The following is a 12293-nucleotide window of genomic DNA, read 5'->3' as shown; positions in this document are numbered from 1 at the left end:
AAAACCATATTGGTGCTATTTGGTATTTTATCCATCATTACAACTATGTTTTGAGCCAATAAATATCTAATCACTACCTATTTATCACTACCCTGCAAATTAATGGGGATTCAATCTGGATTCAGATGGAGACGGCAAATCCCGTCCGTAAATGCGGCGGTTGCTGGATGGAGATTTGCTACTATCGATACAAAGTCTCACTGTTAATAACACGTAAGCAAGCCAAACGTCCCCCATCTCACCTAAAGAACCTTCAGTAATGTTATTCAGTATTATAAACACCAAGTAAATAATCGGTATTCCAGATTCAGATAGCGGGCTGCGATTCAGTTGTCGCACTGCCAAAATTAGATTAGTAAACAGTGAAGCTAACATTAATAAAAGTCCCAGATAGCCGTAAGATAGCAATACTGATATAGCACCGTTGTGAGCAGTTTTTGGTTGAAATCCATTGGCCGTATATATGAAATAAGCTGGAGTTTTCTCCCCAATTTCGTCTTGCTTAAAAAAGCCCTCAAATCCATAGCCAAACCAAGGGCGCTGATTCGCCGCCTCGATCAATTGCGGCCAAAACTCTGTCCGCCCTGTCAAGGTCAAATCTTTCCCCAATCCCCCGACAACAATAGACTCTAAGTTGTCTATGATATAAACGCTGGTAATAATACCGAAGACCGTAAAGCCGACAATACAAGTAAAAGCCCATTGAAACTTTAACCTACTCAAGAAACTTAAAGATGACACTACAGCTATGAGCATCAAACTATTAACTAGAGAACCCCCCGAGCTACTAGCTCTCACCAAATAAAAGGAAAACAACATGAACCCCAGAGCTATCAAGCGTTCTTTCTGAGTTTTAGCACTTTGGGAATAGTGCAGATACCAAAGTGCTGTACTCACAACCATGAGGCTGCCGAAAGCATTTTTATGGCTGGTAATTCCTGCAAATTCTTTGCCCACATTCGGGTACCGCAAAACGCTAACTATGGCGAGAGAGGTATAGCCCCACCTCAGTATTCCAGATAATTCGGGCCACTCATATCGCGCACCCACATAAAAACTAAAAATTGTAAAACCTGTAAATGCTATCCCGCCTTTCAGCGTGATATCGGGAACTAGCGACCACAGCGTCGATGTTATTGGCAGCAAACAATACACCGAAAAGCCAGGATTTCTCAAAACCAAAAATGATAAGGCTTCGACAAATTGATTTTTGAAAAAACTAATAAATCTCCCTGACAACACCAATATTACCCAGGGATAAAAAACCCAGGGAAGTTGAGAAACATTACTGCCATCGGTAGAAGCCAGATTGACAAAATGTAGGTAGTTCAACGGAGGTAGATTGACATGGGGAGATACGAATATGTAACAAACAGCAAACCATTTTTCCCAGAGCAAACCTAATTTTTTTTTAGCAGCTAACTGAAAAATCAAGATCGTGCTAATCAGTGCCACAGAGGCCAATAAAGCCAGCAATAAATTATTGCCGGAAATTAGCTCCCTAATCATTCTGGCCATAAAATTCTACCCTTTGTAAGAAAAATATTAGTTGAGCAGCCGGCTACCTCCACCAAATTAACAAGAAACTGAGGCTGTTGTCGCTCGATCGCCGTGGCGCGGGCTGCGTTGCATCTAAATTGTCTGTTCCTGTTGCTGTCCCCCGTCCGAGTCCCCTCGTCCGAGTGTCGGAGGGCAGGAGAATTCAACGATATTGATTGAAATATGCGGAGTTAGATACGCAAAAGCAAAGAAGCTAAAAGGCATCCGGCAGCATCCTGGTTTTTTTCCAAGCTGAGTCCGGGAAGGAAAATCTAGATGCTTCACCGGGCACTGACAATTATTGCTGATTTTTCCTTGTAGCTGCGATCGAGAGGGCATTTGAATTGTGACGGATTAAACTAATGAATGAACCCAAAAGAAAATACCTAGCCTGTGGTTAACGCCGATTTTCCTAAACAAATCACCGCGCCAGTCTTGAGTTTTACGTTGTGCGCGATCGCCGCCAACGGTATTATTGCGGCCAGATTTCCCCTCGCTGCGGCGGCACAAGTGCGATTGCGGCCCGAAACAGCCATTGCACAATCTGGCGGCGTTCGACGATCGCCCGAAAGCTACAAACTCGGCGGTGGCGATCGCATTCTAGTAGAAATACTCGAAGTACCCGATCTCACCCGCAACTACGAAGTCCTTTCCGACGGTTCAGTTAACCTGCCGCTGATCGGCCTGGTCTCCCTCCGCGGCCGCACCTTAGTAGAAGCCACAACTATCATCCGCAACGCCTACCGCCGCGTCCTCAAAGACCCCATAGTCACAGTCAGCCTCGTCGCCGCCCGCCCCCTTAACGTGGGCGTCATCGGAGAAGTTACCAGGCCAGGAAACTTCACCATTACCCTAACTCCTGGCCCGGGAGTCGCGCCGAGTGTCCAGTACCCCACCGTCACCCAAGCGATCAGACTCGCAGAAGGCGTCACGGGTGTCGCCGACATCCGCAACATCCGCGTCCGCCGTCCCCAACCAGACGGGCCCGATCAAGTGCTCAACGTCAACCTGTGGAAATTCTTGCAAGAAGGAGACATCTCTCAAGACATCATTTTGCAAGACAGAGACACAATCGTGATTCCCACAGTCGCCAACTTCAACCAAGCAGAAGCTCGCCAATTTGCGACAGCCAACTTTTCGCCGCCGCCAGAAAAACCTCGATCGATCTCCATCGTCGGTCAAGTCACCCGCCCGGGGGCTTACGTCGTCATCGGCGGCAACACCACAAGCGACACCAGTCGCCAAGGCTTCCCCACCGTCATCCGGGCTATTCAGCTCGCCGGCGGCATCACCTCCGATGCCGACATCCGGCAAATCCAAGTGCGCCGCGTCACCAGAAGAGGCGAACAAATTATCCCTGTCAACCTGTGGCAGTTCCTAGAGTCCGGCGACGGAGCCCAAGATACCATCCTCCAGGAGGGAGACACGATCGTCGTTCCCAAAGCCACGCTCGTCAACCCTGCTGAAGCTGGCGTGCTGGCTAACACTAACTTTGCTCCCCCCGGCATTAACGTTTTTATAGTAGGAGAAGTCACCACAAGCCTCGATCCGCTGAGCCTCCCAGCTAATGCCACGCTGAACCAAGCTTTAATTTCCCGAGGATTTTTTGGCTACGGTAATAACAGAGCTAGAAGGAATCAAGTTGAGCTAGTCCGCCTCAACAACGACGGTACAGCTACTAAACGGACGATCGAAGTTGATTTAACTCAAGGAATTAACGAAGAACTCAATCCTCAACTTCGCAACAACGACATGATTATCGTATCCCGCAGCGGTCTCACCAAATTAGTAGACCGCATGAACACTGTAATCGGACCTGTCGGGCCAGCTACCGGAGTGTTAAATTTTATAAGCATTCTCCGATCTTTATTCAGGTAAGAATGCTGCTGCTGAGGTGGATAGTTCCTAGCAAAGGCTAAAATAAACTAAACAATAGGATTTCCCAGTCGCGGCGCGGCAGCTTCAAAAATATCAACCTCAAAAATATCAACCTCAAGAATACCCAGGCTGAATATGGATAGCAGACAAGATTACCAACCCTTCACACCCAAATCAAATGGCAAACTCCCGGACTTTTCGGCTCAGAAATACCGAGATCACTTCGTCGAGGATACAGAGGAAGAAAAGCTAGACTTGTCCTGGCTCTTAGGCGTCCTGCGCCGCCGTATCTTGGTCATGGCAGCAGCCACCATTGCTTTGAGCGCCCTCGCAGGAACAGCGATCGTCATCACGTCTAAACAGATTACGATCGAGTATGAAGGCTCCTTTTCTCTGTTAGTAGAACCAGCCACCGCTGAAGGTTTGCTATCCAAACAATTAGACAACACCGTCGCTGCCGACTTAGCAAAAATTAATATAGAAGGAATTAGCTTAGTAGACTACGAAACCCAAATTAGGATTTTGCGCAGCCCCAAAATGATGCAGCCCGTTCTTCAGGAATTGCGCGCTACGAATCCCAAATTGACCTACAGCGAACTGATGTCAAAACTGTCGATCAACCGCATCAGCTACACCAAAGATGGCAAACAGCAAGGCACAAAAATTTTAGAAGTTCACTACAAGGATTCAGACAAAGAAAAAATTTACCGCGTCTTGGATAAAGTTTCTAAAGCTTATTTAGAGTACAGCTTGCAGCAGCGACTGACGGGCATTAATCAAGGCATTAAATTTATAGATATGGAAATGCCAAAGCTTCGAGAAAGAGTCGAAGTTTTGCAACTGCAAGTCCAAAAACTGCGCCAGCAGAGCAACTTGTTTGACCCCCAGTTAGAGGGAAAATCTCTTTCAGAACAAGTGCAAAGCATTCGGGGTCAGCAAGTAGGAATCCAAGTACAGCTAAAAGGAATGCGCAACCTCTACCAAAACTATGAAAAATTACTCAGGGAAAATAATCCCCAGGGGCTGCTGATGACCCAAGGACAAGCTTACGCTGGACTGTTAGGTCAAATCCAGAAAATAGACTCGGATTTGTCAATGAAATTAGCTCAGTACAGAGAAGACAGTTTGCCAGTTTTAGCACTGCGAAAAAGTCGGGAAGAACTGATTTTAACCGCCACTCAACAAGCAAAAGAAGTGGTGATGGGAAATTTGGAGACACAAATTAAAGAATTGGAAGCGCGCGATCGCGAAATGACTGATTTGCAAAAGGATCTCAACCAAAAAATTAGAACTTTTTCAGTTACAACCCGACAATACGACAATTTACAGCGGGAACTGCAAGTAGTTACTAAGAGTTTTTCGGACTTCTTGGCAAAACGAGAAGCCTTGCGGATCGATGCAGCTCAGCAGCAAATCCCCTGGGTGCTGATCAATCCTCCAGAAATTCCGCTAGACAAATTCGGCCGGCCGATAACCGCTACCGTCAAACAAACCAAAAAACAGTTAGCGCTGGCAGTAATTTTAAGCGGTCTGCTGGGCATAGCAATCGGCTTGCTCGTAGAGGTACTAAATACTGTTTTCCACACTCCAGAATCACTGAGAATGGCCACAAGATTGCCGATACTCGGGGTGATTCCGTTTACCAAAAAAGTCAAGCGCAGAAGGGCACCCAGACAGAGGCAACTAACATCGGCTCGCTCAAAATCGAAAGTGGAAGTTGTAGAACCGGGCGAAGCTAAACCTACGGCTGCGATGCTCGGGGGGCCAAGTATTTTGAGCGACTTAGACTATCAATTTTTAGAAGCATTTCGATCGCTCTACACGAACATTCACTTGCTTAGTGCAGGAAAGGCGATTCGATCGCTCTTAGTCTGCTCTGCCGTAGCCGGAGACGGCAAATCTACAGTAGCTTTGCACCTGGCAGCCACAGCCGCAGCAGTCGGACAGCGAGTATTGTTAGTAGATGCAGATTTGCGCTGCCCGCAACTGCACGCTAAGTTAGGACTGCCAAACGTCCGGGGCCTGGGCGATGCCATCTCCACAGATATCAGCCTCAACGACGCGATTCAGCGAGCGCCTAACCAAGACAATTTGTTCGTACTCACCGCCGGCCAAATTCCCCCCGATCCGATCAAGCTTCTTTCTTCCAAAAAAATGCAGTATCTGATGGAGCAATTTCAAGCATTTTTTGACTTAGTGATTTACGACACCCCCCCGCTAGCAGGCTTGGCAGACACCCACTTGCTCGCAGCTCACACAGACGCTACGATTATGGTCGTGCAAATTGGGAAAACAGACCGATCGCAAGTTCGCAAAGTTTTAGAAGAATTAAAAATTTCTGGAGCTTCTGTGTTGGGAATCGTTGCTAACGGCTGCAAAAACTCCGGTCAGAGCTACCGGCAGCGCCCGGTCGTTTTAGAGACGCTCTACGACCCAAAACTATCGGCTTTAGGTACCAAAAATCATAATTAGACAAATTTCGCTCCCGGCGGCGCACCGCCGCCGTACTCGACCGGAAACGCACAACCAAGCTACACCTCATTTTTTAATAAAAGTACCATTTGAGAAAGAAAATGATAGACTAACGGACAGAGCCTCGTGTGTCAACCGAGATTGCGCGGATCTTTAATTTTGCGATAATTACTCAGACAAATGATTGAGAAATCAGCAAAAGTGGGTAAACTACATCTAGCAGAGCGCAATCTCAATCAGGAAAAGACACCTTTGAAGGTAAACGTTAATGTAAACGTTAATGTGAACGTTTCAACCCAGAAACTTGGTAGGGATTATTCTATGAGTACAGTTATGGTTGTTGATGATAGCGTCACTCTGCGGGAGATGATCGCCGACTTGCTAAAAGGTAGAGGACTAAACGTCACGGTAGCTAGTGATGGCGTAGAAGCTCTAGAGCAAATCAAGATCAACCGCCCAGATTTAGTCGTTCTGGATATAGTTATGCCCCGGATGAACGGCTACGAAGTCTGTCGCCGGCTCAAAAGCGACCCTAAAACTCAGAATTTGCCGGTAGTAATGTGTTCGAGTAAAAGCGAAGAGTTCGATCGCTACTGGGGAATGAAACAAGGAGCCGACGCTTACATCGCTAAGCCATTTCACCCTCAGGAATTGGTCGGTACTATCAAGCAACTGCTGAGAGGTTGAGCTAGAGGAATAGGGACAGGAAAAAATTGTCTGGAGTGCTTCTTATTTCTGCTCCCGCAGCCTCTCTAAACTACTCGATTGACAATAGTCCAAACATCCCCGTCCGATCGCACGTAGGGAACATAAATAGTCTTAAAACCAGTAATAAAAGGCTTGTAATAAACCTGCCAGTAACTGGGGCTAATTTGGTCGGCGATCGCTTTGAGTCCCTTCACTTCTGCAGCCAGTTGAGCCGCTAATTCGTTAATCCGTTCCGCGTGTCCGAGAGCGAGCACTCTTCCCTCTTCAACTTGCTGCTCCATCGGACTGCTTCTTTGCAAGTTTACCGACTGCTGCTGTTTGTGACTCAGTTGAGCAGAAAGAGCCGCGATCGCATCATCAATTCCCTTGACTTCGGCCGACACTTGTGCTGTTTCCCTCGCATGACGGCGGTAAGCATCGGCGATCGCTTGGGGCGAATCGCCGGTGGGGACGATCGCGGCATTGCTAAGCTGCTGGCGTTCCAGGCGCAATTCCTCAATCTGAGAGCAAATTGCCTCTATTTCTGTCTGAAGTTTGTCCACCTAATTACCGTGGTTTTTGGATATCTTAGCATATTAACCCAAACTAATAAAGTGTTACATATAATCGAGAAACCAGTTTCAAAGCGGCGCACTATTACCAATTCCCAATTTCCAATTCCCAATGATTAATTGAGTGTTTTAAATTGTTAGCGCTTGCTCCCTCAACTTGACTATAGTCTCTACCAAGACATCAGGTGGCACAGGTTTAGACAGATGCCGATCGAAACCCGCAGCCAAAGCACGATCGCGGTCTTCATCCCTAGCATAAGCCGTCAAAGCGATCGCCCAAAATTTCCCTCCCTTTTCGGTTTTCCAAGAGCGCAGCCTTAACAGAAGCGAATAGCCGTCTTCCTGTGGCATTCCGATATCGCTGACCAAAACATCCGGCACAAACTCCGCAGCCACCTCAAACGCCTCAGCAGCAGACGATGCAGCCCTGACAGCGGCCCCGGAATCTGCCAAGACAAACATGATAAATTCCCGCGAATCAACCTCGTCATCAACCACCAAAACCTTCACTCCCAGTAAATTACCACCCTCAGGCAACACCTGCGCTTCCTCCCGGGCGAGCGAACTTACCGGAATAGAAGGCAAGCGGAAAGTAAAAGTCGATCCCCTATCCAGTCCCGGACTGCTCGCCCAAACCGTGCCCCCGTGGAGTTCCACCAACTGCCGGACGATCGCCAGACCCAGCCCCAAACCGCTATGATAGCGAGTAATCGTAGCATCCGCTTGCCGGAAAGAATCAAACACGTAAGGCAAAAAATTCGCAGCAATCCCAATTCCCGTGTCGGTAACAGCCAGCTCAACCTCCGAATCAAGTCGCTGCAGCCGAATTTCAACTCGCCCCCCGCGCGGCGTAAATTTAATAGCATTCGTCAGCAAATTCCAAATCACCTGCTGCAAGCGGCCGGGGTCTCCTGAGACCAAAAATCTCGGATTTAACTCGGATTGGGAATGGCCGGAAACCTCCCCGGAATAGGAAAATTCAGCAGTATCCAAGCCCAAATCTACAATTGCCAACCGCAAATCGATCGACTTACCGTCGGCCGCCAACCGCACCGTATTCACCGCTGCTTCCACCATCGAAATCAAATTTACCGCACAAGGATTCAAAGTCAACTTGCCGCGAATAATTCTAGAAATATCGAGCAAATCCTCAATCAATTGAGTTTGCAATTTAGCATTTCGCTCAATAGTGGACAAAGCCCGCCCAGTAACAGCCGGACTCAAACTGCGTTGCTGCAGCAGTTGCGCCCAGCCCAAAATCGCGTTTAAGGGCGATCGCAACTCGTGAGAAAGAGTTGCCAAAAACTCATCTTTCACCCGATTGGCCTGCTGAGATTCCTCGTAAAGTCGGGCATTGTCGATCGCCCCCGACACCGCCTGAGCCAACTGCATTAAAATAGTTTCGTCATCTTCGGCGAACTCCCCCTGGTACTTGTCCGACAACTGAATCAATCCCAGATTTCTGCCGTCCCTAGTCGTCAGCGGTACTGCCAGCCAGCCCCGCATCGGCGGGTGCTTCCCTGCAGCCTTGCCGAACCCCCGCCATCTCGGGTGAGCCTCTAACTGGGTTTGAGTCATCCGCATCGTTTGTTGGTGCTGGCAAACTTCCTGGTAAATGCCCGTACCGTCTGGCTCTTCGCAGTAATCTTGCCACGCGGCGTATTTTTCTGACATCGAAAACTTGCTAATTCCCGCATCCCAGTTGGCCGCAGGGTTGAGGTTGACCGCTACCTGGTGAACTTCGAGAATTTGGCGGGCGCTATCTGCGGCTAACTGAAGTATTTCTGTCACCGACAGCGTGGAGTTGATAGCAACTGAGGCGGAGGTTAACTTTTGCAGGCGGCGCAAATACGACTGCTCCCGTGCCAACGCGCGCGAGCGGTCGTACTCTAATTGTTTGCGATCCGTAATGTCGATCGCCACGCCGAACAGCCGAACAGGTTTGCCCGATGCGTCAAAAACCACTCGCCCTTTGTCGTGAAGCCAAATCACCGATCCGTCGGGTAGAACGTGGCGGTGCTCAGAATCGTAAACTCCCGCGCCCGTGAGTGCGGCATCCACATCTGCCAAAAAGCTTTCGCGGTCTTCTGGATGCACCGCATTCTTTTTTTGCTCAAAAGTACCACAGGTGCTATCTGGGCCCAAACCCATCTGTGTTTCGGCATTGGACGAACGGCGGAGTTCCCCCGATGCCACATCCCAGGTAAAAGCGATCGTGTTAGCTGCTTCTAGAGCAAAGCGCAAATTTTCCTCGCTTTCTTGCACCCTGGCTTCCGATAATTTGCGATCGGTAATATCCCAAACTACGCCGCTCGATCGTACCGATTTACCCGTATCATCATCAAAAAACTTGCCCCTACTCGCGATCCAGTGCAAGCTGCCGTCGGGCCAAATGACTCTAAATTCGTATTGGTATTCTATTTTATTTTCTAAAGCAAAGGCAACAGCCCGGGCGATCGATCTCTGGTCATCCGGGTGTATGCAGGCAAAAAACGCTTCGTAAGTTCCCGCAAAACAGCCTTTTGCCAACCCGAATAACAGTTCGTGTCCCTCCGACCAAACCACCTCGCCAGTTAATAAATTCCAATCCCAAGTTCCCATTTTCGAGGCTTCGATCGCCAATCTCAGCCGTTCCTCCGAAATTGCCAACTGCGCCAACGTTTTCGCGTAGTTCTCGCGCAACTGCTGTTTTTTCAAGCTTTCACCCACGGCCCCCGCCAGTCGCTTGAACTGCCGCCCTTTGAACACGTAATCGCTCAAACCCGCTTTCATAGCTTCGACTGCCACTTGTTCGCTGCCGCTGTCAGTACACATAATTACCGGACAATTTGGGTAGCGGCTTTGAACTTTGTGGAGAATAGTTAATCCGTCGCTCCAGTGCAGTTTGTAGTCCGTAATTACTATGTCAAAACCTCCTGTTACCAGGATTTCTTCGAGAGTTTGGGCATCAATAACCGACTTAATTTCTAAATCGGGAAAAGTTTTCCTCAGTTCTCGATCGATCATCAGGCGATCGTTCGGGTTGTCGTCGATTAACAGAATAGACAGCATTGGGCTTTTAGTTTTTGTATTGGCGCAAACATTCTTAAACCTAATAATATGTTATTGAGCAATCTCGAGCATTTGAATATTTACTTGGATGGTCAATTATACTTACAAATAAGTTTATTGTATTTGCAAGTATTTATTATATCTTACAGATTGTAAGATCCTCAACCACCCTTTTAGAGGTGTGCCCCACAAACAAATTAATTAAGTTGTTGTAGAACAGGTCACAAAGCCTGCTCGGGCGGTAACGATACAAGAGATACGTTAACTCTCACTATACTAATTGTTTATTCTATGTTCTGGTGTGAGGAAGCGCCTTGATTGATTCTTTCAGCTACAGCAGAATATTGCTGTTAAAACTCTCTTCCCGGGAGCCTCATCTGTTAAATCCCTGACACTGCTTCGTTACCGAACTTGCTTGTTCAACACTCGCACTTGCGCAATTTTAGCCAGAATCGGGTGCCGATTCCCAATGTCGATTCCAGCCCGATCGCGCCGCCCATCCGATCGACTCCTTTGTTCGCTATCGCCAGCCCTATTCCCGTCCCTGGATAAACTTCTTGACCGTGCAGGCGATCGAACAATCCAAAAATTCTTTCATGAAATTCTGATGCAATTCCAATCCCGTTGTCTTCTATCCAAAGACAGATATATTCCTCCTCGGCTTCAGCATAAAATCGCACCTGCGGCTCTATCCCCGGCTGCACAAACTTAATAGCATTGGAGAGCAAGTTAGCCAAGACTTGCAGCAGCGTAGGAGGATGTGCCAACACCGAAGGCATCGGTTCGACAACAGTTATCCGAGCTTGTGTTTGGGCAATTTGAGTTTCTAGTTGCGCGATCGATCGAGCCACAATTAAACTAAGAGAAACTGCTTTTAATGGCAAGTTAGCTTTGCTGAGGCGGCTGTACTCTAGCAAATTTTCGATTAAAGTATTCATCAGACTTGCAGCGTCGGTAATCCGAGACAAGTAATCTTGTGAGGTAGCATCGAAGTCGCTAACTCGATCTTTGAGCAACATTTCACCAAAAAACAAAATTCCCCGCACAGGAGCGCGCAAGTCGTGAGAAACTGAATAGGTAAACGATTCTAGCTGTGCGTTAACTTCTTCTAACTCAGCAGTACGCTCTCTCACCCGCTCTTCCAAAGTTTCATTAAATTCGCGCAAAGCAAGTTCAGCTTGCTTGAGTTCCGTAATATCTTCCACCAATCCGTCGATCGTACTTTCACCTTCTGCGCTGTAGAGATATTGAGTAAACCGAATCCATTTTACTCGACCGTTTGCCAAAGGAAATGTAATTTCCAGATTTTGACACCGAGACTCCCCTGAATCTAGCGGCTGTAAAAACAATTGCTGCCGATAGATGCCTTGGACATCTGCTAAATTGCTGGCATCGAACAAGCGCAAAAAAGCTTGATTGCTTTCCAAAAGCTGCCCCTGGGAACTCGCTCGAAAAACTCCGACATTTAAGCGTTCTAGCAGAGAATTAAGTTGATTTTCTAGTCTGGCGACTCGTTCCCAGGCGGCAACTCGATCGAGGACTGCGCGAACAGCAACGCACAGGCGGACGTAGTGCTTAGGAGACTTGATAATATAATCGTCCAATCCGGATTTCATCGCCTCTACAGCAATTTCTTCATTGCCAGTATTCGTAAACATTACAATCGGGCATTGTGGATAACGCGCTTTGATAGTTCTAAGCACATCTAAACCGTTCGTCCAGCGTAGTTGGTAGTCGGTAATTACCAGATTGAATCCGCCTCGATTCAGGGCTTCCCCGAACAATCTACCGTCGGAAATTTCCGTTACTTGCAATGGCGAAAATTGCCGCTCTAACTCGCGTTTGACGAGCAGCCGATCCGTGGGGTTGTCGTCAATTACCAGAATGTGTACCACTTTAAAAATTTATAATTTTGCTATTAGTTAGAGTGCAGATCGATCGCTCTGAATAAAAATGTTGGAGGTTGCCTCTTTAAGATGATATGGCAATCCTAAATTATTTGTGAATTTCTTACTTTCTCCCCGCAGGTTCGGGGAGGGTTGGGGTGGGTAAAAAATTTACGACTCATGTAAGGATTGCTAGAGAGGACGCGAT

At 47.7% G+C, this 12293-nt stretch carries 7 protein-coding genes; 3 read left to right on the top strand and 4 right to left on the bottom strand.

All coding sequences use genetic code 11. The annotated features are described in order from the left end of the window. Positions 1 to 99: 99 nt before the first annotated feature. Complete coding sequence (locus QUB30_RS25630; RefSeq protein ID WP_333339339.1) at positions 100 to 1518, bottom strand: O-antigen ligase family protein; 1419 nt, start codon at positions 1516 to 1518, stop codon at positions 100 to 102. A 414-nt stretch (positions 1519 to 1932) separates the two neighbouring features. Here QUB30_RS25630 and QUB30_RS25625 point away from each other — a divergent pair, with 414 nt between their 5' ends. The 3 genes from QUB30_RS25625 (at position 1933) to QUB30_RS25615 (ending at position 6576) form a co-directional block, all read left to right on the top strand. Continuing rightward, positions 1933 to 3417: a polysaccharide biosynthesis/export family protein gene (locus QUB30_RS25625; protein WP_333339337.1), complete on the top strand. Its 1485-nt coding sequence runs from the start codon at positions 1933 to 1935 to the stop codon at positions 3415 to 3417. Positions 3418 to 3552: 135 nt separating this feature from the next. Then, positions 3553 to 5889 carry a polysaccharide biosynthesis tyrosine autokinase gene (locus QUB30_RS25620; protein ID WP_333339334.1) on the top strand — a complete coding sequence of 779 codons (2337 nt, stop codon included), beginning with the start codon at positions 3553 to 3555 and terminating at the stop codon, positions 5887 to 5889. Positions 5890 to 6210: 321 nt separating this feature from the next. Next, a complete protein-coding gene (locus QUB30_RS25615) occupies positions 6211 to 6576 on the top strand; it encodes a response regulator (RefSeq protein ID WP_333237226.1) in 366 nt (121 codons plus the stop codon). A 65-nt stretch (positions 6577 to 6641) separates the two neighbouring features. Here QUB30_RS25615 and QUB30_RS25610 read toward each other — a convergent pair whose 3' ends face one another. From QUB30_RS25610 to QUB30_RS25600, 3 genes are all read right to left on the bottom strand, one after another. Then, positions 6642 to 7139 (bottom strand): hypothetical protein, encoded by a 498-nt coding sequence (locus QUB30_RS25610; protein ID WP_333339330.1) that lies wholly within the window; start codon positions 7137 to 7139, stop codon positions 6642 to 6644. 138 nt (positions 7140 to 7277) lie between these two features. Further along, the gene (locus QUB30_RS25605) at positions 7278 to 10199 is read right to left on the bottom strand and encodes a response regulator (protein ID WP_333339327.1); all 2922 of its coding nucleotides are present in this window, start codon (positions 10197 to 10199) and stop codon (positions 7278 to 7280) included. A gap of 419 nt (positions 10200 to 10618) precedes the next feature. Beyond that, positions 10619 to 12094: an ATP-binding protein gene (locus tag QUB30_RS25600; protein ID WP_333339324.1), complete on the bottom strand. Its 1476-nt coding sequence runs from the start codon at positions 12092 to 12094 to the stop codon at positions 10619 to 10621. Positions 12095 to 12293 lie beyond the last annotated feature (199 nt).

Origin of the sequence: Microcoleus sp. BROC3 (assembly GCF_036702515.1) — a bacterium.
Lineage (GTDB): Bacteria > Cyanobacteriota > Cyanobacteriia > Cyanobacteriales > Microcoleaceae > Microcoleus.
The sequence above is the reverse complement of the archived record's forward strand: the minus strand, read 5'-3'. Positions and strand labels throughout refer to the sequence as shown.